At 46.2% G+C, this 24318-nt stretch carries 23 protein-coding genes and 1 pseudogene; 8 read left to right on the forward strand and 16 right to left on the reverse strand.

Features of this window, described 5'->3' with window-relative positions:
* Positions 1-84: 84 nt before the first annotated feature.
* From A8707_RS30580 to A8707_RS06735, 3 genes and pseudogenes are all read left to right on the forward strand, one after another.
* Positions 85-483, forward strand: a pseudogene (locus A8707_RS30580) (class I SAM-dependent methyltransferase); the annotation flags it as partial.
* A 103-nt stretch (positions 484-586) separates the two neighbouring features.
* Positions 587-2011, forward strand: coding sequence for a DUF2142 domain-containing protein (locus tag A8707_RS06730; RefSeq protein WP_197484656.1), 1425 nt, complete (start codon positions 587-589; stop codon positions 2009-2011).
* 68 nt (positions 2012-2079) lie between these two features.
* Positions 2080-3117, forward strand: coding sequence for a glycosyltransferase family 2 protein (locus tag A8707_RS06735; RefSeq protein WP_068816030.1), 1038 nt, complete (start codon positions 2080-2082; stop codon positions 3115-3117).
* A 46-nt stretch (positions 3118-3163) separates the two neighbouring features.
* Here A8707_RS06735 and A8707_RS06740 read toward each other — a convergent pair whose 3' ends face one another.
* The 4 genes from A8707_RS06740 to A8707_RS06755 all read right to left on the reverse strand — a co-directional run bounded on the left by A8707_RS06740 (position 3164) and on the right by A8707_RS06755 (position 9954).
* Positions 3164-5770: a glycosyltransferase gene (locus A8707_RS06740; RefSeq protein WP_068816031.1), complete on the reverse strand. Its 2607-nt coding sequence runs from the start codon at positions 5768-5770 to the stop codon at positions 3164-3166.
* A gap of 90 nt (positions 5771-5860) precedes the next feature.
* Positions 5861-7609: a methyltransferase domain-containing protein gene (locus A8707_RS06745; protein WP_068816032.1), complete on the reverse strand. Its 1749-nt coding sequence runs from the start codon at positions 7607-7609 to the stop codon at positions 5861-5863.
* A gap of 111 nt (positions 7610-7720) precedes the next feature.
* Positions 7721-9046 (reverse strand): ABC transporter ATP-binding protein, encoded by a 1326-nt coding sequence (locus A8707_RS06750; RefSeq protein WP_068816033.1) that lies wholly within the window; start codon positions 9044-9046, stop codon positions 7721-7723.
* 50 nt (positions 9047-9096) lie between these two features.
* Entirely contained in the window at positions 9097-9954 is an 858-nt protein-coding gene (locus A8707_RS06755; RefSeq protein WP_269452679.1) for an ABC transporter permease, read from the reverse strand.
* A gap of 332 nt (positions 9955-10286) precedes the next feature.
* Here A8707_RS06755 and A8707_RS06760 point away from each other — a divergent pair, with 332 nt between their 5' ends.
* A complete protein-coding gene (locus tag A8707_RS06760) occupies positions 10287-11258 on the forward strand; it encodes a GDP-mannose 4,6-dehydratase (RefSeq protein WP_068816034.1) in 972 nt (323 codons plus the stop codon).
* 100 nt (positions 11259-11358) lie between these two features.
* Complete coding sequence (locus tag A8707_RS06765) at positions 11359-12444, forward strand: glycosyltransferase family 4 protein (RefSeq protein WP_197484657.1); 1086 nt, start codon at positions 11359-11361, stop codon at positions 12442-12444.
* Between the two features lie 26 nt (positions 12445-12470).
* Here the strand turns inward: A8707_RS06765 and A8707_RS06770 are convergent, their stop codons facing one another.
* The 3 genes from A8707_RS06770 to A8707_RS06780 all read right to left on the reverse strand — a co-directional run bounded on the left by A8707_RS06770 (position 12471) and on the right by A8707_RS06780 (position 14689).
* Positions 12471-12839 carry an EamA family transporter gene (locus A8707_RS06770; protein ID WP_156518395.1) on the reverse strand — a complete coding sequence of 123 codons (369 nt, stop codon included), beginning with the start codon at positions 12837-12839 and terminating at the stop codon, positions 12471-12473.
* Between the two features lie 81 nt (positions 12840-12920).
* Positions 12921-13967: a zinc-dependent dehydrogenase gene (locus A8707_RS06775; protein ID WP_068816035.1), complete on the reverse strand. Its 1047-nt coding sequence runs from the start codon at positions 13965-13967 to the stop codon at positions 12921-12923.
* A 113-nt stretch (positions 13968-14080) separates the two neighbouring features.
* Entirely contained in the window at positions 14081-14689 is a 609-nt protein-coding gene (locus tag A8707_RS06780; RefSeq protein WP_068816071.1) for a 2OG-Fe(II) oxygenase, read from the reverse strand.
* Between the two features lie 50 nt (positions 14690-14739).
* Between A8707_RS06780 and A8707_RS29560 the strand changes: the two genes are divergently transcribed.
* Entirely contained in the window at positions 14740-14934 is a 195-nt protein-coding gene (locus A8707_RS29560) for a hypothetical protein (protein WP_156518397.1), read from the forward strand.
* A 4-nt stretch (positions 14935-14938) separates the two neighbouring features.
* Here the strand turns inward: A8707_RS29560 and tsf are convergent, their stop codons facing one another.
* The 4 genes from tsf to A8707_RS06800 all read right to left on the reverse strand — a co-directional run bounded on the left by tsf (position 14939) and on the right by A8707_RS06800 (position 18545).
* The gene (tsf, locus tag A8707_RS06785) at positions 14939-15598 is read right to left on the reverse strand and encodes a translation elongation factor Ts (protein WP_068816036.1); all 660 of its coding nucleotides are present in this window, start codon (positions 15596-15598) and stop codon (positions 14939-14941) included.
* Between the two features lie 81 nt (positions 15599-15679).
* Positions 15680-16477, reverse strand: a complete 798-nt coding sequence (rpsB, locus tag A8707_RS06790; protein WP_068816037.1) for a 30S ribosomal protein S2 — start codon at positions 16475-16477, stop codon at positions 15680-15682.
* Between the two features lie 169 nt (positions 16478-16646).
* Positions 16647-17561, reverse strand: coding sequence for an SMP-30/gluconolactonase/LRE family protein (locus tag A8707_RS06795; RefSeq protein WP_068816038.1), 915 nt, complete (start codon positions 17559-17561; stop codon positions 16647-16649).
* Positions 17562-17585: 24 nt separating this feature from the next.
* Positions 17586-18545 carry a glycosyltransferase family 2 protein gene (locus A8707_RS06800; protein WP_068816039.1) on the reverse strand — a complete coding sequence of 320 codons (960 nt, stop codon included), beginning with the start codon at positions 18543-18545 and terminating at the stop codon, positions 17586-17588.
* 125 nt (positions 18546-18670) lie between these two features.
* Here A8707_RS06800 and A8707_RS06805 point away from each other — a divergent pair, with 125 nt between their 5' ends.
* Entirely contained in the window at positions 18671-19873 is a 1203-nt protein-coding gene (locus A8707_RS06805) for an argininosuccinate synthase (RefSeq protein WP_068816040.1), read from the forward strand.
* A 76-nt stretch (positions 19874-19949) separates the two neighbouring features.
* Here A8707_RS06805 and A8707_RS06810 read toward each other — a convergent pair whose 3' ends face one another.
* The gene (locus tag A8707_RS06810; protein WP_068816072.1) at positions 19950-20609 is read right to left on the reverse strand and encodes a DedA family protein; all 660 of its coding nucleotides are present in this window, start codon (positions 20607-20609) and stop codon (positions 19950-19952) included.
* A 420-nt stretch (positions 20610-21029) separates the two neighbouring features.
* Here A8707_RS06810 and A8707_RS06815 point away from each other — a divergent pair, with 420 nt between their 5' ends.
* Positions 21030-21425: an STAS domain-containing protein gene (locus A8707_RS06815; protein WP_231947963.1), complete on the forward strand. Its 396-nt coding sequence runs from the start codon at positions 21030-21032 to the stop codon at positions 21423-21425.
* On the opposite strand, the gene A8707_RS06820 is transcribed toward A8707_RS06815, so the two are convergent.
* The 4 genes from A8707_RS06820 to rpsF form a co-directional block, all read right to left on the reverse strand.
* Positions 21422-22186 carry a hypothetical protein gene (locus A8707_RS06820; protein WP_231947964.1) on the reverse strand — a complete coding sequence of 255 codons (765 nt, stop codon included), beginning with the start codon at positions 22184-22186 and terminating at the stop codon, positions 21422-21424. The two genes, A8707_RS06815 and A8707_RS06820, sit on opposite strands and share 4 nt — an antisense overlap.
* Positions 22155-22706 carry an Npun_F5560 family protein gene (locus A8707_RS06825; RefSeq protein WP_068816041.1) on the reverse strand — a complete coding sequence of 184 codons (552 nt, stop codon included), beginning with the start codon at positions 22704-22706 and terminating at the stop codon, positions 22155-22157. Before A8707_RS06825 ends, A8707_RS06820 begins: the two co-directional genes overlap by 32 nt.
* Positions 22707-22723: 17 nt before the next feature.
* Positions 22724-23725, reverse strand: a complete 1002-nt coding sequence (locus A8707_RS06830; RefSeq protein ID WP_068816042.1) for an NAD(P)/FAD-dependent oxidoreductase — start codon at positions 23723-23725, stop codon at positions 22724-22726.
* Between the two features lie 98 nt (positions 23726-23823).
* Complete coding sequence (rpsF, locus tag A8707_RS06835; protein WP_068816043.1) at positions 23824-24153, reverse strand: 30S ribosomal protein S6; 330 nt, start codon at positions 24151-24153, stop codon at positions 23824-23826.
* Positions 24154-24318: the final 165 nt, after the last annotated feature.

Here is a 24318-nt window from a genome sequence, read left to right on the forward strand (position 1 = left end):
AATGCGGGTTTGAGCCTCCTCGGCGCGGTCAGATGCTGACGGTAGAATGCGGGGTTCAGCCTCTGCCTCGAAAATTGTCCGGACTATTGTTTTATTGACCTAGAAGATAAAGAGGCTAGATCTGTCGTTGAACAGTTTGACCTAAAAAATGTCCGCCTAATCAAAAGTGATATTGCCAAAGGGGATTTAGAGGATGCTTCATTTGATATCGTGATCGCAGCAGATGTCTTGGAACACTTTCAAGATTTATCGTTTCCGGTCAGCGTGATTAAGAGATGGTTGAAGAATGACGGACGTTTATATACCTCTCTTCCGACAGAAAACTGGATTTATACTTCCCTAAGGAAAGTGTTTGGCGTTCAAAAACCTGAAGATCATTATCATACTGGTTACGAGGTTGAACGATATCTTCAGAGCAATGGCTTTAAGCCTATTAGAAAGAAATTTGTGCCGCTAGTGATAATTTGTTTCCTTTATTCTTAGTAACTGAATGGCGAAGGTTGTAGCTAGGCTAGTGAGCGTAATGCATACTAAGCGCAATCTATGTTACTCTAAATTGCGCCGAAATAATGTGTAGGTGAGAATAGTGAAAAAGAACAGGGACTTCTCTTCATTGAATGAACTCTTCAAAGGTTCAGAGGGAGCCTTTTTAACACTTTCCTTAATATTTGGACTGATGTTTCTGATTGTTCTTCCGCCATTGCAAGCACCCGATGAACATGCACATTTCTTTCGAGCCTATCAGCTAACTGATGGCAAAATTATCGCTGACGTGTTAACAGAAAAAAAAGATCGTGAGGAAAGAGCAACCTATCTAGGCGGAGGAGCATTGCCTTCGAGCGTGATCAGAACAGCAACCGTCTGGGCTGGTCGTATTCCGGGTCATTCAAGTGAGAAAGTAAAAAATGAACAATTCTTGGAAACTTGGGCAATGCCTTTAGAGGCAGAGAAAACGACTCGTGACGTGTTTAATTCGGCACCTTATAGTCCTATTCCATACATTCCACAAATGATTGGAATTGCTTTTGGAAAGCTTTTCAATCTTCCTCCCCTCTGGCTCACTTACTTAGGCAGATTTGCGAATTTAGTCATTGCAACACTTATTACCTTTGTTTCGATCAAAGTTTTACCTATATATAAATGGGTTTTCTTTCTACTGGCGCTAACCCCAATGGCACTCTCTCAGAGAGCTTCTTTATCCGCAGACGCTGTACTAAATGGCGTTTCCTTTCTACTGATTGCCACGATTATCAACTGCGCATTTAATTCTAAAAAAGTTAAAGTATTAGCTAAAGATGTTGCACTGATTTCATTGGGAGGTATTCTTGTATCTTTGTCCAAGATAGTCTATTTGCCGTTTGTATTACTATTCTTCCTAATTCCAAGGCATAAGTTTGATACTCGAAAAAATTATTGGTTGTCGTTTCTATTTTTGATTTTGTCTAATGTCTCGATTTGTTTCTTGTGGAATTTATCTGTAAAACATTTGGGAGTGCCCGTCTCTAGAATAACGGGTGCTTCGATTGAAGGACAAGTCGAGTATCTATACTCTCACCCACTAATGGTTTTCAGCATCGCCTGGAACACATTGCAAAATATCAGATTTATTTTGGATTCGTTCATTGGCATTCTTGGTTCTCTAGATACTCCCATTCCAACGATCACGGTGCTCTCCTATCAAGTCATACTGGTGCTAGTTGCACTGGTCAGTAACCAGGCTGGCATTGTCATTTCACTATCAAGTAAGCTCACAATTCTCTTTGTTCTGGGAGCTACGGTTACCCTAATTCACTTACTGATGTATTTGGTATGGACAACAGTCGGCGGGACAGACGTTTTAGGCGTTCAAGGTCGCTATTTTATACCAACTTCTCCGTTATTTTTCTTGCTGCTGTATAATCAGCGGTTTTCCTTCGATATTTCCGAGAAAAGCTTTCAGCGTTTGATCATTTATTACTCTGTTTTTGCTCTGCTAAGCAGTTTGATTGCGATGATAGCTCGCTACTATTAATAACAACCTCTTTCATCTATCACCGAATGATTCAACCTCGATCGTGCCTCGAAGCCTGTAATTGCCCAATGAGAAAGCTAGATATAATTGCCGTTGTAATTCCTTGCTATAAGGTGCAATTGTTCATTCTGCCTCTCATTGAGCAGATTGGGCAAGAAATCGATCTGATTTATGTGGTAGATGATGCTTGTCCACATTCAACAGGTCAATATGTGCAGGAACATTGCCAAGACCAACGGGTGAAAGTGATTTTTCATCATAAAAATCAGGGAGTAGGTGGCGCGGTTATCTCTGGTTATCACCAAGCCCTTCAAGACGGTGCAAGTATTATCATTAAGATGGATGGAGATGGGCAAATGAACCCGTTTTTGATTCCTTTATTAATCAGCCCTATCGTTGGCGGCAAGGCGGATTATGTGAAGGGAAATCGATTTTTTGATTTGAATTTTTTGAATACCATGCCCAAAATTCGGATTTTTGGCAACGCAGCTTTATCGTTGATTAGTAAAGTTTGCACGGGCTACTGGAACATCATGGACCCAACAAATGGATATACTGCAATTCATGCCAACATTCTTTATTTGATTCCCCTGCATAAACTAGACAAGCGTTATTTCTTTGAAAGCGACTTGCTGTTTCGTTTAAGCACAGTACGGGCGGTTGTATTGGATGTGCCAATGCGGGCAAAATACGATGATGAGATCAGCAGCCTAAGAATTGGTAAGGTCGTTTGGGAATTTCCTAATAAATATTTGACACGACTGTTGAAACGAATTTTTTACACTTACTTTCTGCGGGATTTTAACGTAGGTTCAGTAGAATTGGTCGTAGGACTATTCTTGATTACGCTCGGCACTCTATACGGAGGATATAACTGGTATTATAGTCTGACTTCTAGTGTGATCGCCACCAGTGGTACGGTCATGATTGCCGCTTTACCGATTATCTTAGGGTTTCAGTTGCTTCTGGCTGCTATTCACTATGATGTGATGAACGTTCCCAAAGAATCAATATATCGATTTTTGAAGGAACATGTCGCTATAAATGTAAACAGCGATAGAACTGGTAATATACAAAGCGAAGAAAATCGAATCAATCGAGAATAATTGTCTTACACAAAAGACGCAGGTACGCCCATAAGAACTATTCAGATCAAAGAACTTCGCTAAGAACAGACTGATAAAAGCTTTCTAGTTCTTCAACGTGCTTATCAATTTGACGAATCTGGTGAGGCGCTGTAGTGAGTTGTTTTTGATATTTATCAGGTTCGCTATCTATTCTTTTGAGAATGATTGCCAGATCACTAATATTATCAGGAGAGAAGATGTTGCCATTAATTTCAGGAATGATGTCTTCAGCTAGTCCTCCTTTATTTGAAGCAACTACCCATACTCCCGCTAAAGTGGCTTCACGTGTTATTAAGCCAAAGCTTTCAGACCATAGTGAAGGTGCAATTAATACATCAATGTCGCTAAAGTACTCTGGCATTCGCTCGGCTGATAACTTGGAAATAAATGTAACGCACGTACTTCCCCAGTATTCATGGCGTATCTTGTCTGAAGACATGGACAAGTCGATAACTGTTACCTCGCAATTTTGTAACTTTTCGGTAGTAATGGCATCCTTGAGGAAGTAATATCCTTTGTGAACGCAAATTCCCCCAGCATAACCTAAACGTACTTTTTTATTAATAGATGGTTTGCGCGGAAGAACGGGTTGGGGTTTGATACCATTGCGGTTAACTTTTATTTGAGAGAAGCCATTAAGTCTATACAGCGCTGCCTGAGATTCAGAAACTGCTAGGATTAATTTGGCTTTGTTGAGGTATTTTGCCAGATAGCGATGACGCTGCATTGAACTATTAATGTCGGTAGCATAACGAACGAGAACTAACGGATCATTTTGTTTATAGTCAACTTCCACACCGTTCTGATCCATCATGAATTGATAGTCGCAAATCCACCAGGCATCATGAACTGTAACCAGATAAGGTATGTTTAAGCGAACCGATACTTCTAGGATGGAAGCTGTTAATCTTTGGATGCAGTGAAAATGAATTAGGTCTGGCTGGGTAAATTCTAGATATTGACGAAAGATTTCGTATACTGTTTTATCTTGATAGCGCCAATCGATCTTTGGATAAGGTGGCAGGCTAAGTTTGGTGACACAAACACCATCTTGGTTATACTCAGATAGCTCATAACCATTAGAATTATTGATATCGTAAGTGAATACGGAGATTTCATAGCGATCGCTATATTGGAGTTGCAGATGATCGATGATATTTTTTAACAGGAAGGTAGCTCCGCCTAAAGCCTGTGGAGGATATAAGACATTTACAAATAATAATTTTTGTTTTGGTTGACTTCTAGTGATTAAACCTGTTGAGATGGCTTTCTTTATACCTGAGTCGATAATCGATTTAAGATTGTTTGCCACTACTTCTGGCTTATAGTCGCGTATAGCCTTATCCTTTGCACCTAAAGCTATATTCTCGCGTATCTTTGCATTACCAACTAATAGGTTTAACTTGTCAAACCATTCTTCAGAAGTATGGGCGATCATCACATCTACCCCATCCTCCAAAACCTCTAAATATGTTTGTGTAGCACTTACTACAGAAGGTACATCAACGGCTGCTGCTTCTAACCATTTAATTTCGCTCTTGCAATCATTAAATAAACTTTGTTCTAATGGTGCAATGTTGATATCAGCTTGCGATAAAAATTCCCAGTAGATATCTAAGTTATTTAACAACTCAATTCTATCAATACGTTCGGCAAAAACAACAAGTTCTTTTGGTAACTTTAAATATCCAACAATAGTCAACCGAACGTTTGGATACTTTGCCATAATCTGAGAGAGTGCAGGTGCAACTATCTGAAAATCAGCGTCGTGAGTTTTCGTTCCACTACCATAGAAAATCGATAGATAATCTCTATGAAGTTTTGCAGACGAGGAGACTAAAAATTGTAAAATTGTCCTATCAAGAGCATTACGATGGCAAAAGCTAGTACTCCCGGTTACTTTCTCTATCTCTCGTGCTAAAGCTGGGGTGGAAACAATTGCAGAGTCACACAGTAGTAAGGCTTCTCGATAAAGTGCAACACCTTTAACTAAAGCTTTATATTCTTCAGGTGAAAGCTGTCCCTTGAGTTTTTCGTAGGATTTTGGATAAGATTCGCGGTCAAAAATAAGATCGTCAATATCAAAAAAAACAATTTTATTGAGAGATTTAGCGTATTCAATTGTCTGGACAACATCTGAGAATGCTGGTACTCGGTAGAAGATCACAACATGACAAAAGTGTATTAAGGAATTGGCTTTTTTATGATCACGCCAAGAAACCCAATTAACCTGACAGTTTAGTAGCTGTAATTGCTCTAATTTTTGTTGGACTCGGTAACGAAAGCATTGTGGAAGCGTCTCTTCTACAATGAGAAGAACGTTGGGGTTTTCGGGGACAAAGCGCGGTAAATTAATTTTGGGCAGTGAAGATTTGGGTATAAAGTTTTCCTCTGAGGATGATTGGGGTGAAATCTGAAGAGACTTTTTCAGCGCTAGTTGTTGAATTTTTTGTCGAAAATTAGTAAACCTTAGACGAGCTTTCCAAAATTTACTCGTTTCCATCCAAGCGAGGACACCTTGGCAGTGTGCTAAATCCCCTTGGGTTTGGTGGAGTTGGGCGCGCGATCGCTCTAGTTCCGCCCGTGTTTGCTGAAGTTGAGAGAGAAGGTCTTCTAATTCGCCGTGTATCATTGGGTTTCATTCATAACAGCTAGTTCGCTCAGGTTCATCTATTGCAATATTTTGTTTTGTAGGAACAATGAATGTTGACTAAGATGAGGGTCAGCCTAGCTTGTGCTTAAAGCGGAACCACAGAGAACGCAGTCGCCAAAACTTGCTGGTTTCCATCGATCTGATTTGCTGGTGAGCACCTTCCAGGTTAGCTTGTAGGGTCTTGCACTCTTCTCTAACCTCTGTTAAAGATTCTTGCTGCTGCTGAGTGAGTTTGGTTGAATCAACCAATTCAAGCTGCGATCGCTGAAGTGCAGCCTGATCTGCTCGCCAGTCCTTTCGTAAGTGCACCAACAAATCATCTGAGGGATCAAGATAAGTAGAGTCTAAAGTCTCTAACAGAGGCTCAACCCGATCGGAGCAAATCGCCACAAAATACAGCGGCGCTGGCAAACCGCTCACTCTATTAGACACCGCTTTGACATCTCCTGAGTAAGCTTTGATTTTGGTTTGGTTGCTACTGGTTAGAGAGGTAATCCAAGAACCAACAGCAAGCTTTTGCCCATAGGTATGAACTTGTTGAAAATGGCGCTTTAAGAGATCTAAAAATTCCTCATAATAGAGTTCTTTAACATGAAAAGAATTGATGTCGCCGGGTTCGTCTGAATAAACGAGCCTATTTGGAGACGAAATAATCAAGAGTCCATCTGCCTTCAAGACTCGTTTGACCTCCTGCATCATTTCTTCATGCTGGTCATGATGTTCGATCGTTTCAAACGAAGTCACCACATCAACCGAGGCATCAGAGAGTGGAATCGCGCTGCAAGAACCCACCAAAAAATTCAGATTGGTAAGGTGGCTATATTGTGTTCGAGCATGACTCACTGAATCTTGATCAATATCGACCCCAACCACCGAGGCGGCACCCTTTGCTAAGAGAGCACTCCCATAGCCTTCACCTGAGGCGATGTCCAGCACCGCAGCCTCACTGACAAAATCGAGTGCCAATCCATATCGGTGGAGATGCTCGTATTTAATAATGCCGTCGAGTTGAGGAATAAATCGCTCTCCAGTAAATTCCATCGCGGTTCTCTTTAAATGGGGGGTTAACTCTTGTTGAGAAAGCTGAGGAAACCTCAAATCATTATCTGATTTTAATGCCTTGATAGCTATTAAAGTTAATGCAGCAGGATACTCTAAAGCAACAATTCGGCATTCCTCAAATCCAGCTTGGATTACTTGCTGCCAAGCATCGCTACCATACTCTGTGTAAACTAAAAAATCTTCTCGTCCCATTTTTGGATCACCATGATAGCTAGATGGTAAATCATGACGGGAGCGAGTTAGACGATCAAGAATCATTGGCACAGTGAATGCAAGCAGTCCACCCGGTTTTAAAACGCGATAGCACTCTGATAGACCAACAACTGGGTCAGAAACATGTTCCAGCGTATCCGAGTGACAAACGATATCAAAGCTAGAGCTTTCATAGGGAAGATCCATCATATCAACGTTAGGATAAACCCCTAGAGAGTGTCTAGGCAACCGAGATAAAAATTGGGTGAGTGAGCCTGCTTCGTTAATTTCTAGTAGGTGTAGAGACTGAACTTCAGGCATCTGAACAAACTCTGCAAACGTGCCTAAAAACTTGAAGTTGGACATCAGTGCCGAGGCAAGCGCCATTGATCGCAAGTTAGAGCCGCAGGTCTGGCAGTGAAACCCTTGTTGACGATCGATGTAGTCAACTTCCTCGCGACTCAACTCCCAATCTTTAATTAGACTCTCCCACAAAACAGGCGTAAAGGTCAGTTGAGTTGCGCCGCAGCACAAGCATCTAGAAATCAACGATCGTGACAGCATGATTAAACTTGGAGCGTAAAAGACACATGAAAAGTTTGCTGGGGTTAGGGTTGTCTGATGATACCCATGAGAATGACTAAAGAACTCACATAAAATCTAATTACACTCAATCTAAGTGATTGAATGGGATATCTCCATTTCAGAGATTCTGATCATACCAAACGTCAAATTAGTAGCGCTAGATTCGACAGTCAATAGCAATTGCAGCCAATCTAACATTTCGTGACTGTCTTGGGTACCGTCAGCAATTGCAGGTTCCAATACATAGCTTCCTCCTAGAATGTCTGGCCACTTCGTACAGAATTCTACATCTAGGTGAGAGCCAGACGTTAATTCAGGAAGTTCATAACGGTATTGATAGTTATTAAAACCAGTGATTGCGGTTCTCAATCGATCGTAGATGGAGACCCCGATCAGAGGCATTTGAATCTGATCGTGGGCTAAGATTCTAACCACAATTTTGACCCACTCACCTGGGCAAAGAAATCCCGCTTCTGCCCCAGTGCTATCCAGTATTTTAAAGTCAACAATTTCGGCTCGTCCTGTTCCAAATCGTTTAGCCTGCGAAAAAGCAAGATATGCTCTCCTCATAAAGGGATTAGCTCTACTTTGATTTTGTCTCTCAGCCTCCTGCTGTTTCTGGTGTATCAGAGGCGCGTAAGGGAGATGGTGAGCGTCTACTTCAGCTCTGTGATGGGCATTAATCTGCTCATACATCCACGCTTGATACCTTCTTGAGATTTCGGGCGGCTCCCCGGTTGAGACTAGAGAGCCTGAATTAATCCACACCCCCCTTGAGCAAAGGCGAGCTACTGCTCCCACGTCATGGGAAACGAACAAAATCGTTCCTCCCGAATCCTGGAAATCTTTGATTTTCGCCATGCAACGATGCACAAAAATACCATCACCCACTGCTAAAGCTTCATCCACAATCAGCACTTCCGGATCGACATGCACTGCCACTGCAAATGCCAATCGCACAAACATCCCGCTTGAATAGGTTTTTACGGGCTGGTCAATAAAATCACCAATCTCTGCAAACGCTGCAATGTCATCAAACCTAGCCTCAATCTCCGCATGACTCAGCCCTAAAATTCGCCCATTGAAAAAGACATTCTGCCGCCCCGTGAACTCTGGGTTAAACCCACTTCCAAGTTCTAGGAGAGCCGACACTCTTCCTCTGACAGCAACCTCTCCCAGAGTCGGCTGAAGAGTTCCTGCAATAATTTGCAGCAGCGTGCTTTTACCAGAACCGTTTTGACCGATAATTCCCAGTGTTTCTCCTTGAAAAACCTCTAAGCTGACATTTTTCAATGCCCAAAACCCTTCAGCTTGAGTCTTTCCGGGTAAGAGGATCTCCTTTAATCGATCGACTGGATGCGAATAGCGCTTGAAAGACTTTGAAACATTTTTTAGCGAAATAACAGCTTCACCCACTTCACGACCCCTCCAGGTCCCCACACTTAATTGAATGTTTAGGAACTAGTTTATAAAACATCTGCAAACGCAGGGCGCAATCGTCGATAGACCCATAGCCCGATCGAGAAAACCACAATCGAAACCAGCGATAACACCCCTAATTCCGTCCAATGCTGAAGTTTACCCACCAACACTACATCGCGGTAAAGCTCGACTACGATCGTCAGAGGGTTAAGCCAAAATACCCAAAATCTCAGTCCTTCAGGAATCGATGAGGCTGGATAAACGATCGGAGTCATATAAAACCACAGATTCAGAATTACGCCGATTGTTTGTGGAATATCTCGCAAAAACACCGTTAGTCCAGCAACAAGATAACCTAAGCCTGCCGTCAAAAGCAGTTGCGGAATCCAAATGAGGGGCAGCAGCAGCAGAGTGCTGTGAATTGCATGGTTAAAAAATGCGACAAACGCAATCAGCAGCATCAAGCCCATCGTGCTATCGACAAAGGCAGAACAAATCGGAACCAAGGGCAGCAGCGCGACTGGAAACACCACTTTTTTGATCAGATTGGGCTGACCTACCACCGAAACAGCCGCTTGGGAAAATCCACTCGTGAAAGCAATCCAGGGAATCAAGCCCGCAAAGAGCCAAAGCCCGAAGGTAAAGCGGTTGTCTGGCAGCCCTTGCAAACTTAATTTGACTTTTAAGACGATCGAGAATAAGTATGTGTAAACCAGCAGTTGCGCTAACTGATTTAGTACCGTCCACGCGTTGCCTAGAACCGATCCTTTATATCGGGCTTCTAAATCGCGCTGAACTAGCGTCTTTAACAAATCTAGCTTTGTCCACCAATGGGGCGGCACCGGAAGCCATTGAACCAGACGGGTGGCTTTGCGAGTCGCTGTTTTGACGGAGTTCAGCAAAATTGGGGTTACTCCTAAACTTACAAAATTCCCGATCGACCCTGTAAGAATATCAGGAGATGGCTTGTTATGTAATTTTGAATGTGGAAGTCGGTTTGTATAGATGTTCGATTGAATTATTCTGCAAGTCTCTCATCTAATCAGGCTCAAACTGCTTTTAGGTTTGCTTCTGATGCCTCAATCGCGTCCTGTACACTACGTGCAACACGGTGGCAAGTGCAGCTAGGTGAGTCAGCATTCATCAGAGCGGTAGGTTTTGGGAATTCTTGTGAACTTTAAAGTCAGGTCTGCCTCGATAGACCATTCAAACAGTTAACGGTTTTAAGACTCAAGTGCAAAAAAAAGCTCTGATCACAGGACTCACAGGACAAGACGGCTCCTATCTCGCCGAACTTCTCTTGACTAAAGGCTATCAGGTTTTTGGTCTGGTGCGTCGCTCTAGCTCTGGTAAGGTCGATCGCATTGGTCACCTCTCAGGCAATGTCACCATTCTCTCAGGCGATCTGCTGGATCAATGTTCACTGATGGACGCGATCGAGCAGTCTCAGCCCGATGAAATCTATAATCTGGCATCTCAAAGCTATGTGCCCATTTCGTGGACTCAGCCCGCACTGACGGCAGAATATACGGCGTTGGGCGTGTCTCGATTATTGGAGTCGATTCGTCGCTGCCACCCTAGCTCACGGTTCTATCAGGCTTCGAGCAGTGAGGTGTTTGGTCAGCCCGATGAGTCGCCCCAAACCGAACGGACGGCTTTCCGTCCTCGTAACCCCTATGGAGTTGCTAAAGCCTACGCTCACTGGATGACCGTCAACTACCGTCAGCAGTATGGCTTATTCACTTGCTGTGGAATTACTTACACTCACGAGTCACCGCGTCGGGGCACCGAGTTTGTGTTTCGCAAGATTACGCAGGGGGTCGCCATGATTAAGCTGGGGCTAGCAAGTGAGCTAAAACTGGGCAACTTAGGGGCGCGTCGTGACTGGTGCTATGCCAAGGATGCGGTCTATGCGATGTGGCTGATGCTTCAGCAAGACCAGCCCGATGATTTCATTATTGCGAGTGGCGAAACGCACTCAGTTGAGGAGCTTGTGGAATGTGCTTTTCAGTGTGTAGGACTCTCTTGGAAAGACTATGTTTCGGTTGACCCTTCTTTTTATAGACCCGATGAAGCGGTGCAACTAGTGGGATCGATCGACAAAATTCGTCAGCAGTTAGGCTGGCAGCCTCAACATCCGTTTAAGCAGTTGGTGGAGTTGATGGTTGACCATGATTTAAAGGAGTTGACTGATCGCAGGCATTAGAGGCGAGTCGGTATTGAGAGGGCACGATCGAGCAATCCACTACGTCTGAGGAAATTCTGCGAGGGAGCTGCTGAAAGCTTATACACTGCTAATGACGTGAATGGCTCAAGTTGTGCCTCATCAGCTACTGATCAATCTATCGTTTTTGGCAGATAAGCCGACAGGTCACACGGTCTATGCAAACAGTCTACTTCCCCATTTGAGAAGTCTAGACCCCATACTATTGACCTCGCAGATCTTCCCAGACGATCGCTGCTACCCGATTCCACCTCATTTGACTCCCGATCGAGGGGGAAAAGGACATCTCTCCCGGCTTTTGTGGACTCAATTTGAGTTGCCAAACCTTTATAAAAAGTTAAAGGGAAGCCTATTATTTTCTCCTATTCCTGAGGCTCCACTGTTCACAAAGATCCGTCATGTGGTGACATTACATGACTTGATCCCGCTGCGGTTTCTAAAGCGGTTTTCTCCTCGAACTCCTTATTTCAAACATTATATTCCTCACGTTTTATCTCAAGCAGAACAGATTATTTGTGACTCTCAGGCAACTGCCCAAGATGCGATGAGTTTCTTCAATATCTCTGCTAAAAAAATGACTGTCATTCCTTTAGCATACGACGCAGAGCATTTTCGCTATTTGGACTTACCAACTCAAAATTATTTCTTATATTTAGGTCGGCATGATGCTTATAAAAATCTAGGGCGAGCGATCGAGGCTTTTTCTAAATTGCCCGATCGCGCTAGCTATGAGTTTTTGATTGCAGGTCCGACTGACGATCGCTACACGCCTACATTGGTTAATCTGGTGACTCAATTGGGCTTGACTGAGCGAGTTAAATTTTTGAGTTATGTTCCTTACAGCGAGTTGCCAACCTTGTTAAATCAAGCGATCGCGCTCGTGTTTCCAAGTCTGTGGGAAGGATTTGGACTGCCCGTTTTAGAAGCGATGGCGTGCGGAACCCCGGTGATCACCTCAAATCTATCGTCTATGCCAGAAGTGGCGGGAGAAGCCGCGCTGCTTGTTGACCCATATGATGTGGAAGCGATCGCCGATGCGATGCACCAAATCAGCCGCGATCCTACTTTGAGAAGCCAACTGCACCAACTCAGTCTCGATCGAGCCAGTCACTTTAGTTGGGCAAAAACCGCAGCAGCCACGGCAGACGTTTTGAGTCAGTATCTCTAAAAGTTGACCTGATTTCTGACCTCTGCTCAGTCGCGTGAAACAAGCAGCACAACTCCACAGATAATTAACCCCATCCCAGCGATGCGAGTTAGCGGGAGCGACTCGCCAAAAATAAATTTACCCATCAGAACGGCGAAAACATATTGCAACGCCACCGCTGGGCCCAACACACTCAGTTTCACGCGAGTCAGCAGCAGGATATAGAGAATTGCGCCCATCCCGTAGAAGACCAGCCCGATCAGTAGCTCTGGCGTGGTCGCAATGCTGAGGACGTGACCTGAGAAATTTCCCGCATTGACTCGTCCTAGCTTTTGTGCGCCTGTTTTTAGAAAAAACTGTCCGCCTGTGCCTGCGGCGATCGACATTAAAAAGAAGGCAAACTCTTGAAAGTTCACAGGCAATCCTTTGAGAATTTATTTGAGAGCTGTAGACGCGAAGCCCCAACAGTCTACCGTAGCGGCACAGACAGAGAGCAGTTAAGGAAAAATCAGAATTTTGTAGGTTTCTGGCGTTGGAGTAATGGCTCGATCGACTGCCATCGCCAAATCTTTAAGCGGATAGCGATCGCTCACCAAAGCATCGACATCAATGCGACGATTAAACACAATCTCAGCCGCTAGTGACTGAACCCGATAAGACGAGCTATAGCTGCCCATCAAATCAATTTCTCGTCGATACAAAACATTGGGATTGAGCGGAATCTCTAGCTCATCGGGAAACTCGGCAAAAAAGAGAATCTTGCCGCCTTTGCGGGTGCAGTCCAGCGCTTGAAAAAAGGCTTTATCGCTAGGAACCGCCAGCAGACTCACATCTACGCCCATGCCTTGAGTGAGTGCCTGAATTTTGTCCACCAGATCTGGATCACGAGCGTCAAATGCGGCATCGGCTCCGACGCTGAGGGCTTTCTCCATGCGAGAGGGCATCAGATCGGTGGAGATTGCTTGCGCTCCAAAATATTTGACCAGCATAATAAACATGAGTCCGATCGGACCTGCCCCCGTCACTAAAACGGTTTGCCCTGGAGCAATTTGCGCTTTTTTGACTGCCTTTAAGCAGCAGTTTGTCGGCTCGACAAAACTGGCTTGCTCAAAGGTTACGTCGTCAGGAATGATCATCAATCCACCATTGCGAACAATGTGACCAGGGACTTTCACATACTCGGCAAAGCCGCCGCCACTAGGCGCAAATCCGGCTGTGGTGGTGATGGTTTTGTAGACCTCACACATTGAAAAGTTTTCGTTGAGGCAATAAGCGCAGTGCATACAGGGAATGTGATGCAGCACGACGACGCGATCGCCCGTCTGCCATTTTTGCACGTCAGACCCAACGGCAGCGATCGTTCCAGCGGTCTCGTGTCCAAAAATTCGCGGTGGCTCATAAAGCGGATATTTAATCTTCTTAATATCTGACTGACACAAGCCCACGACCCGAACCTGAACCAAAACCTCATCCGCTCTAATCTCTGGCAGCGGCACGTCTTCATAGCTAAGCTGGTCAACCCCGCGAAATACCTGCGCTTTCATCAGTCAAATCCCTTGAATAACTCTCCGATAGTGACTGTACCATTAGCGATCGAGACGCTGCGTGAATATGAAGTCTATTTCTGGCAAGCGGCTGTGCAAGATTGTGTTCCCGTTCACGATCGTGGGCGCTTTGACTTTACAACTCGTGACTCGATCGTAAAGTCTGGAATATCGCGCAGTTCCGATTCGTCTAAATTGTATTGTTCACACACTAAGCTTAGTCGCGTTCCCGGAACCTTGACAGCGTTCACCGAGTGGGTCAAGTCGCCTTGAAAATGAATCAACAAATTTTCTTGAGGTTTGACTTGCCCAACTTGACGTTTGTGATCGCGCAAAACCAGTTCTCCGCCTTGCATCTGAGACGGCACCTGCACATAAAGCACACTGACGCTTTCAGGCGGATCGATCGTTTTGCAATAAGACCGCAATGAGCGATCGATGTGGGGATCTACGCGCGATCCCTCTTGCAGCAATAAAGGGTTGAGATAAAACGCATTGCACGTAGATTCAAGAGCGAGATCTAAATAAAGCTTAAAGAAGGGGAATTTTTGAGCGACGGTTTCGAGTCCCGATCGCTGAAATGCGATTGAAAAACCTTTGGTGCTCACAAAATCGCGGTTGAGATTATTGACTGCAAAATAAGGACACGCCAGAATATCTCGGCGCAAATCATCCAAATAAGTCAGGGAAAACGCGTTGGGGTTCTGACGGTAGTAACTCAAGAGATTTGAAGGGGCGATCAAAGGTTTTTAATTTTGTACCCATTTGATTTTTGAATGCGACCCATCATCGGTTATCGCAAAATCGAGTAGAGACGTTTCGGTGGAACGTCTCCACGCCATCGGGTAAACGCGCGATCGCCTTCACGAAATCGATATTACAAAAAATTGTAGAGATGCAACGAACGACATCTCTACAGCATTACGGTCTATTAAATGGCGGACACAGGCTAAATCATCAGATTTAAAACTCTATTTCTGACCCATTTGAGCCGCGACTTCGGCTGCAAAGTCAGTCTCTTCTTTTTGGATGCCTTCACCCAACACAAACCGGACAAATCGACGCACTTGAATGTTTTCGCCCAACTGAGCAACGTTGCGCTTCACCAACTCATCAACCGTGATGTTTTGGTCACGAATGTAAGGCTGGTCGAGCAAGCACATTTCTTTGAGACGCTTATCGATCCGCCCTTGCACGATCTTCTCTTTAAGCTCTTCTTTTTTGCCACTCAGATCATCTTTGCCCATCTCGATCGCTTTTTCTTTATTGACGATCGCTTCAGGAATGTCGCTGACTTTCACGTACTCAACGTTGGGGCACGCTGCTACCTGCATCGCCACGTTTCTCACGAGTTGTTGAAAGGCTTCGTTGCGTGCCACAAAGTCGGTTTGACAGTTGACTTCAACCAGAACGCCAATCCGTCCGCCTGTATGAATGTAGCTATCGACTAATCCTTCCGCCGCGACTCTGCCTTCTTTTTTGCCCGCAGACGTGATTCCCTTTTGCCGCAGCCATTCTGAGGCTTTTTCTAAATCCCCATTGTTTTCCTGGAGTGCTTTTTTGCAATCCATCATGCCTGCGCCCGTTTTTTGGCGCAATTCACCGACCATCTTTGCCGAAATGTCTGCCATTTGCCTTTCCCTAATCAACGAGTGGTTAGCCGTCAGCCGTTAGGGGTTAGACACCTACGACTAACGGCTGAACGGGTCGAGTTATTCTGCGGCGGCAGGTTCTGCTGCTGCTGTTGCTTCTTCGGGCGCGAAGGCTTCGCTTTCGTCGTATTCGTATTCGTCGTCAGCGCCTTCGTAATCGTATTCGTCGTCGAGTTGACCGTGACGACCTTCATAGATCGCATCTGCCAACCGACCTACTATCAGCTTAATCGAACGGATCGCATCATCATTCGCCGGGATGGGAATGTCTACGACATCGGGGTCGCAGTTGGTGTCAAGCAGCGAGACGATCGGGACACCCAACTTCAAGCATTCTTGAACGGCGTTATATTCTCGCTTTTGATCCACGATTAGAACGATATCAGGAACCTTCCGCATGGCTTTGATGCCACCGAGATATTTCTGAAGTTTGTCGAGTTCGCGTCGCAAGACAGCGGCTTCTTTTTTAGGCAGCATATCCATTGCGCCCGTTTCTTCGCGACGCTCAAGATCTTTGAGGCGATCGACGCGGGTCTTGATGGTCGCCCAGTTGGTCAGCATTCCACCGAGCCAGCGCTGGTTGACATAATAGGCTCCGCAGCGAGACGCTTCTTGAGCCACGATTCCGGCAGCTTGGCGTTTGGTGCCAATAAACAGAAACTTTTTGCCTTGCTCAGACGCGGTGCGCACGTAGTTGTAAGCGGCATCCATTAACTGGGCGGTTTGCACCAAGTCAATGATGTGTACACCATTACGCGCGGTGTAGATGTAGGGGTCCATCTTGGGATTCCAACGACGAGTTTGGTGCCCGAAGTGGACTCCAGACTCAAGCATTTGAGCCAATGAAACAACTGGCATTCTTTTTACTCCTGTATTCGGGTTAATCCTCCACCCAGGTGAGTTTCAAAAAGTTTGAAACACCCGAAATCCTGAGTGTGTGGGTTGAAACAACTTTACTAGGATAACACAATAGAGTCGTGCTTGAGGGGCTGAAAAACTGAAGAAGGGAGGCTCGATCGCCTCAAATTCAAGGAGTCAGCGTAAGTCCCTCAACCCCAACTTCGAGCCGAATGACCTTCGCAGGTTCAACTCCTGTGCTAGGAGGTAGAGACATTCCCCCATTGGTGATCACGTAGATTGAAGTCCGATCGCGCTCAGTGCGACCAAACGCCAATGAGGTACTCCCAGTCACGCCTTGATCGGCTTCGGCGATCGTAGTCACCGTTCCGTCGGGGGCAATCCGCACGACGCTGTTGTAGATATGAGTGGTTCCATACAAATTGCCGTGGATGTCGAACGCAAAATCGTCAATGTTGACATTTTTAATTGCGATTTCCGGTGTACCTGCGTTGCTATCCGAGCCAAGCGGAATCTGAACTAAGGTTTGGTGTTGAGTATTCGACGCGTAGAGAGTTCGCTGGAAAATCTTGAGTCCGTTGACGGCAGGAATGGGATTTTCAAGACTTCGCCGATCGAGCAGTTCATGTTCTAGCCAGATTTTTGTTGAGTTTTGGGTCGCGTTGAATTCCCAAATGGCACCGAGATAAGAATCTGCGATCAGATAGCGATCGTCGATCAAATGAGTCATGCCGTTGAGAAATATTGCATCTGCGATCGTCACCAGCGTTTCAACCTTGCCTTGAGTCACTTTAAAGATGGCTGAAATCCCGTCCTTTAGCACGCCTGAAACGAAAAGATTACCGTTCTGATCGAAGACAATCCCCGCTGCCTTTCCGTCTACTTTGGCAAACTCACGCCGCTCACCGCTAGGATTGATTTTGTAGAGTTTGCCGTCTTCGTAGCTCGTGACAAAGAGCATTCCCTGAGCGTCGATCGCGATGTTTTCAAGAAACGTGTTGACCGGAAATTCAGCGAGGCAAAAGTTGGGCACGATCGCCATTGGAGTCTGGTCAAAAATTGGCGGAAGCTGTGGATTACTCATGACGGAACTCCCTGACGTGTAGATTTATGGCTGCTGAGATTCTGCATAGGCATCATACACGGCACGAACGGTGTACCAGTTGAGAAAAATGCGGGCAACCTGCTCGGCGAGTTGGGGTTTGCCTTGTTGAATCAGCCAGCCGATTAGAGGAGCCATCGTGCGCTCGTTGAGGCGACCTCCGATCGTCAGTCCTTCCCACAGCGCTCGACTAATCCAGGTCATCTGAATCATCAGCCGCACGTCCCAAGTCGGATGTTTTTGATAAAACAACACGCCCATTCGACCGCGCTGAATTTCTTTGTCGATCATGCTCGGAATCTGATCCAATGAGAATGCAGGATGCCAGTGATAGCCGACCGCATCGGGACATTTAATCAGCTTTAATCCCAATTGTTTAAGCCGCACTCCTAGCTCCAAATCTTCCCAGCCGTAGAGTTGAAACCCCACATCAAACAGTCCAGCTTTTTCGAGCCAGTGACGGGCGATCGCCACGTTTCCGGTCGCAAAATAGGCGGCTGAAAAATCTGTCACCTTAAACGGTTCTGCGGTCGGATGCTCAAAATTGCAGGTGTTGATGACTCGCCCATAGGTAAATAAGCGAGCAGGCTCTGAGCCTGTGCCAGAGGCATCGCTTCCCAACTCTTTTTGACCCTCCTGAAGTCCTTCTGCATGAGCACGAAGAAATCCGTCTGTGACGACTAGATCACTATCAATGAAGATGATCGTGTCTCCGATCGCCTTCTCGACCCCAAGATTTCGAGCCGCCGCCGCGCCTTGATGGTTTTGACAAAACACTTTTACATGAGGGAATTCTGTCGCTTGAGAATGCAGCCACTCGACTGTCCCATCGGTGGAGCCGTCATCGACTACCACAATCTCGTAGCCAGAAAATAAGTCGCTGGGCTGCTGATCCTCGAGCGCCTTCAGGCACTTCTCTAAAATCGGCTGACGATCGTACGTCGGAATCACAACACTAAAAAACACGGCTTTCCTCCACACGAGACGTTATTAGTATCTCTTTTTGGTTCACAAATCTGTGCAACTCCTGACATAACATGACGCAGATTCGATAGATAATGTATCGTCGTTACTACCAATTGAGAAAATTCATGGGTCGTGCTAATAAGGTTGTCCTAGCATATTCGGGTGGAGTTGACACATCTGTCTGCATTCCTTACCTCAAGCAGGAATGGGGCGTTGAAGAAGTGATCACACTGGCGGCAGATCTGGGTCAAGGGGACGAATTAGAGCCAATCCGCGAAAAAGCCCTAACGTCTGGCGCATCTCAATCTCTGGTCGTAGACGCTACTCAGAGTTTTGTCAAAGATTATGCGTTTCCCGCCATTCAAGCCAATGCGCTCTATGAAAATCGTTACCCCCTCTCTACGGCGCTGGCTCGTCCGTTAATTGCCAAACTGCTCGTCGATGCGGCGGCTGAATATGGAGCCGATGCAGTCGCTCACGGCTGCACCGGAAAAGGCAATGATCAGGTCAGATTTGATGTGGCGATCGCGGCTCTCAACCCCAATCTCAAAGTCCTCGCCCCTGCACGAGAATGGGGCATGAGCCGCGAGGAAACGATCGCTTACGGCGAACAATTTGGCATTCCTTCTCCGGTGAAGAAATCCTCGCCCTACAGCATCGATCGTAATCTGTTGGGTCGCAGCATCGAAGCCGGTCCGCTCGAAGATCCCTGGACAGAAGCCCTAGAGGAAGTGTTTGAGCTAACGAAAGCGATCGCCGACACGCCCAACGAGCCAGAATATGTTGAAATTGGCTTTGAGCAAGGGCTTCCGGTTAGTCTCAACGGCGAGATGCTGAGTCCGATCGACCTTATTACCCAATTGAATCAAAAAGCTGGGGATCATGGATTCGGTCGCCTCGACATGATGGAAAACCGTCTCGTTGGCATCAAATCACGAGAAATTTATGAAGCTCCGGCGCTGTTGGTGCTGATTCATGCTCACCGCGATCTAGAAAGCTTGACCCTGACCAAGGATGTGACTCAATACAAACGAGGCATCGAAGAAACCTACGCTAATCTGGTCTACAACGGTCTTTGGTACAGTCCTTTAAAAGGGGCACTGGATGCGTTTGTTCACCAAACCCAAGAGCGGGTTTCAGGAACGGTACGCGTCAAACTGTTTAAGGGAACTGCGATGATTGTGGGTCGTCAATCGAGCAAAACCCTTTACACACCCGAATTGGCGACTTACGGCTCTGACGATAAATTTGACCACAAAGCCGCTGAAGGCTTCATCTACGTTTGGGGTTTGCCCACCCGCGTCTGGTCACAAAACCTGCGAGGCTAGTCTCAAGTATCCATAAAAGTAAGGGGCGATCGCGACTCAAACGATCGCCCCTTTCCATGTGCAATGATTTCGAGAATTACTCGCTGTCACCCGCAGGTTGCTGACTGGCGATCGTCGCTTCTTGTTTTGCCTTACGAGCCTCTAACCAGAGAGGAATCACAATCCAGGCGACGACGATCAGCAGGGCAACGATCGTAAACTGCGATGCCAACGCAATCAGCTTTTCTAGCGGCACCACCTGCCCCGCAAAGAATGCCAGCGACACCATCACCGATGCCCAGGCAACCGCCCCAGCGACGTTATAACCCATAAACCTCCAGTAGGGCATCTCAGCGATGCCAGCCAGCGGACTCGCAAAGATTCGCAGCAAAGCAATAAAGCGACCAAACAGAACGGCTTTCCCGGCATTGTCGCTGAACTGCGATCGCAACCCTTCTAGCTGTTCTTCCCGCATCCGAAATAGGCGACCCACCTTCAGCAACATTGCCCAGCCGCCATAGCGACCGATCCAATAGCCACAATGCCCACCCAAGATAGCCCCGGCTGCGGCATCGCCTAAAACCAACCAATAGTTGAGCTTATCGTTTCCGGCAAGAAATCCCCCTGCTAACGTGACCGTTTCTCCAGGAATTGGTAATCCCAAATTTTCTAGCAAAATTCCTAGAAAGATTGCCCAATAGCCATACTGCTGGGCAATTTCCTGGATCGCTTCTGGCGAGATAAAGTCAAGTGACATGCCAACAACCTTTACAAAGCTTAATCCTTCTCGTCGATCTTGACTTGATTCCAAGAATCCGTCAATCCCAATCTTTCCAGAGCCTATCTCAATTCTGTTGGAAGGAATTCTTCAGTCTTAAAGACGACCCTGATTTTTGCGTTTCTGATTATCTGCTGCATCAAACGCTCCATTTAAAGCCTGCGAGAAAACTTTTCATTAAACTAGAGCGTAGCAGAACGCAAGATAAAGATTCCGTAAAACTTATAAGAATCAAGCTGTGTCCTAGAATTCCATCCCTATAGTTGTATCAAAGAGTTAAGTAAATCTACTTAACTCATAAGAAGCTACTTTTTGCCTTCATCTCAGCGCTTTAACGCTTGCTAGAGATTAAGTCAAGCTGTATGTATACGTCTAAGGCAGTTGAGTGAGGTTATTCAAATGAACGAAATTATGGTTAAAGATGAGGTTGTGGTTTCCAGAAGTCACATCGAAGAGATTCGGCTTCAGCCACAAAATCGTTTAGATCTAGAGGGTGGGGAATGGCTTCAGCAGCAGCTTAAAGCGATCGCGCCCCGACGCTATAAAACTTGGGTTATCGACTTCTCTGACGTTGAGTTTATCGATAGCTTTGGGCTATTTTCCCTTGTGAGCGGGTTAAATCTCGCTACCGAATCAGATGCTCGTCTTGTTTTGTGCAGTTTGCGCCCCTCGGCACGACTCATCTTTGAAATCACCCAACTCGATCGAGCGTTTAATATTTTTGAGAGCTATGACGCTCTACTGACAACTCTTGCAATCTCCGAATCGGTCGTTCCAGCGTTAGAGGTCGCCTAAGAGGGCTGACAAATCTGATATTCGCTGGTTTGAGCGATCGTCAGATCCAAAATCGGAGTGTTGCTTAAACAATGCCAGTGGCACACAAATAGATTGGGCGATTGAGACTTGAGACTTGCGATCGCAGGGGCTGCCGGAAATGGGAATAGCCGATCGAAAACGACCGTTTCCCCATTAAACCCAAACTGCATCAAATAGGTTGAAGGACTGGCTGAAATCAATTTCAGTAATCGCTGTCCCAATTCATAGAGCGGCTGTCGATAGCGATCGGGCAAATGAAGCGGCTGGAGATAGCGGCGTGGCTCAATCGCCGTGATTGCTTCAGCATAAAGTGCCCCCTTTGAAGTCAGCACGATCGGGAGCCAAAACTTCCCGATTCCTGTAGAAACGTGCAAATCTTTTTCTACCCGTTGCCGCAGCCCTAAAACATCACGGCAGTCATGATAAACACTCTTTTGAGGAAATTCTAGAGAATCTGGAAGTCTCAGCATGAGGGGACATAACAGAATGTCCTCTAAACAACTTGTACCGTCTGTCAACATTTGCTGGAGACGGGCGATCGTCTTAACCTCCACTTCATAGTGAGCTTGAATAGCCACCTCACTTTGAGATGACGGTTCCTTAGTGTCACCTAAGTCTTGAGGATGAGGAGTGACAGAGGGTGTGAGAATTGCCTGTTTCAAGGCTTCACCCAGCAAATCAGACTCCTCATCCACTACGATTAAAACTTTAGGCATTCCCGAAGCTAGGCAGTGAGACATCTCCTTCAGAGCGAGGGAAACTCGGCAAATCGAGATGGGAGGTGCGACGGGTTCTCACCGCCAAACGGTAGCTGACACTTTGAAGCTCGGCGTGAAGCTGACGATTTTCTCGCTGCACCAGCGCAACTTTTTCGCGGACAGGAGCCATCCGTTCGGCAAACTTTTGCTTATAGATCTTGGGCAATTCTTGGACGACTTGCTCTAACATGCGGGCACGATCAGTCAATTCTTGCACGGACTGGCGCAGTTGATAGATTTCAGCATCTCGTTCAGAAATCTGTTCTTGATAGAACGTCACCTGCTGCTCAACGTTTTGCAGTTGCTCTCGCAGTGCCCGCATTTCATCTAAGTGGCGCTCAGACGAGATATCTGACGTAGGCACGGCGGCGTTGCCCTTGACGAGACGAAAAAGCTCTTGAGAAAGCTGCTGGACGAGTTGGTCGCGCATCTGCAACTCTTCTTGCAGACGCACAACCTCGACTTGTAGGGGTTGATGCGAAAGGGTGTCAGCTTGGGTCACTTACTTCAATTACTCCATTATGAGTGGGTGGTTTGCTTAAGATTTTCTTCCCAAAGACGGGGAGGAGAAGCGCGACGAATCTCACGCCAAATTGCAGTTGCCGCTAATGTACCATCTGCAACCGCAATTGATACCTGATTTACTCCCTCTTTTAGGTCTCCCAGTGCAAAAACCCGTGGATGAGAGGTGCGACACATACTATCGGTGACTAAATTCCCCCCTTTCCACTCCAGATCTAGCCCTTTGAGATACTGACTAAAGAAGTGAGAACCCATCGCGATCAGTCCATTTTCAAGCTCAATAGTCGAATCGTCTTCTAGCTCAACGCCCGTCATATGATGATCGTGCCCCAAAAAGCGGCGAATGGGCGTTTCTACCAGTGGGTAGCCGTGCGCCGCTAGCTTTTCGCGCATCTCTTTGCCCACTTCACACAGCCCTTGAGTAAACACCGTGATGTAGGGCGTAAACCAGTTGAGCACGAAGGCAGTATTAATCGCGGATTCTGTATTCACAAACAGACCGCATTGAGTATCCCCGATTTCATAACCATCGCAAATCATACAGACGTGCAGGTTATATCCGGCGTAGTCGTAAACGTTCTGCATATCTTCTAGCTGAGGGAGATGATCAATCAACCCGCTAGCGGCAACTAGATATTTGGAGCGAAACACGGGATAGGTGCTGTCTTTCTTGCCAACTTTGACCTTCACTGCAAAGGTGTCACCTTCATCCTGAATGTCTTCGACAAAGCCAGGAAGATAGTCACCATCTAATGAGAGAAGATGCTCTTGCCCCTGCTGTAGGATAGTGCGTCCAGGTGTAGTGGGAGGCAACCCTAAATAATTTCGCGTATCCTGCATCCAGAACGATCGACCGCGACCTTTCTCAATGACTAAGCTCGAAAGACGATATCGTTGCAAATAGAGGGCGGCAGATAACCCGCCTGCACCGCCGCCGACGACGATCGCATCATAAACATAATCGAGCCGTTGGTCTAAATTCTTTCTTGAGAGCTTCATGGTGTGACTTGATAAAACTAGGTGAATACAAACATAGGGAGCCATCACAGCCCCCTAACGTCAACAAAAAACCCTACTCTCATAGCCTAGCTCGATCTCTAGACCTCAGCCGTTTCAACCTCGGTCTCTTCTTCTTTGGGCACTTCTTGCTTAACGGTCATATAGCGAATGACTTCGGTGCTGAGGCGCATTGCCCGCTCCATTGGGGCAACCTGGCTGCCGTCGCCCTGATAGTTCATTTGCACATAGACACCTTCGCGCTGTTTGGCAATCTCGTAGGCTAAACGACGCTTACCACGATGCTGAGTTTCGATGATTTCTGCGCCGTTTTCCTTCAGAATATTCTGATACTTCTCGATCGCTCCATCGACTGCTTCGTCACCGACGTCGGGACGAAGGATATACATGGTTTCATAAACGTACTTCATTGCAACGGTCTCCTTATGGACAATGGGCTTTCTGGATGGTCGATCGGCACTCAATTTGCATCTCTGTTGACCAATCATCAAAAAAGCAAGGACTTACAATTCTATCTCAGTTTCTCAGCAATCCGGTCGCCCGATTCAAGATTTTGAGGGCTATAGGGTTTGTTT

It is taken from the genome of Phormidesmis priestleyi BC1401 (assembly GCF_001650195.1).
GTDB lineage: Bacteria > Cyanobacteriota > Cyanobacteriia > Leptolyngbyales > Leptolyngbyaceae > Phormidesmis_A > Phormidesmis_A priestleyi_B.

Excerpts from the sequence above, each read along its gene's own strand:
- A8707_RS06735 (WP_068816030.1), top strand. The coding sequence starts at position 2,080 with ATGAGAAAGCTAGATATAATTGCCGTTGTAATTCCTTGCTATAAGGTG.
- A8707_RS06740 (WP_068816031.1), bottom strand. The coding sequence starts at position 5,770 with ATGATACACGGCGAATTAGAAGACCTTCTCTCTCAACTTCAGCAAACA.
- A8707_RS06745 (WP_068816032.1), bottom strand. The coding sequence starts at position 7,609 with ATGCTGTCACGATCGTTGATTTCTAGATGCTTGTGCTGCGGCGCAACT.
- A8707_RS06765 (WP_197484657.1), top strand. The coding sequence starts at position 11,359 with ATGGCTCAAGTTGTGCCTCATCAGCTACTGATCAATCTATCGTTTTTG.
- A8707_RS06775 (WP_068816035.1), bottom strand. The coding sequence starts at position 13,967 with ATGAAAGCGCAGGTATTTCGCGGGGTTGACCAGCTTAGCTATGAAGAC.
- tsf (WP_068816036.1), bottom strand. The coding sequence starts at position 15,598 with ATGGCAGACATTTCGGCAAAGATGGTCGGTGAATTGCGCCAAAAAACG.
- rpsB (WP_068816037.1), bottom strand. The coding sequence starts at position 16,477 with ATGCCAGTTGTTTCATTGGCTCAAATGCTTGAGTCTGGAGTCCACTTC.
- A8707_RS06795 (WP_068816038.1), bottom strand. The coding sequence starts at position 17,561 with ATGAGTAATCCACAGCTTCCGCCAATTTTTGACCAGACTCCAATGGCG.
- A8707_RS06805 (WP_068816040.1), top strand. The coding sequence starts at position 18,671 with ATGGGTCGTGCTAATAAGGTTGTCCTAGCATATTCGGGTGGAGTTGAC.
- A8707_RS06810 (WP_068816072.1), bottom strand. The coding sequence starts at position 20,609 with ATGTCACTTGACTTTATCTCGCCAGAAGCGATCCAGGAAATTGCCCAG.
- A8707_RS06815 (WP_231947963.1), top strand. The coding sequence starts at position 21,030 with ATGAACGAAATTATGGTTAAAGATGAGGTTGTGGTTTCCAGAAGTCAC.
- A8707_RS06820 (WP_231947964.1), bottom strand. The coding sequence starts at position 22,186 with ATGTCTCACTGCCTAGCTTCGGGAATGCCTAAAGTTTTAATCGTAGTG.
- A8707_RS06830 (WP_068816042.1), bottom strand. The coding sequence starts at position 23,725 with ATGAAGCTCTCAAGAAAGAATTTAGACCAACGGCTCGATTATGTTTAT.
- rpsF (WP_068816043.1), bottom strand. The coding sequence starts at position 24,153 with ATGAAGTACGTTTATGAAACCATGTATATCCTTCGTCCCGACGTCGGT.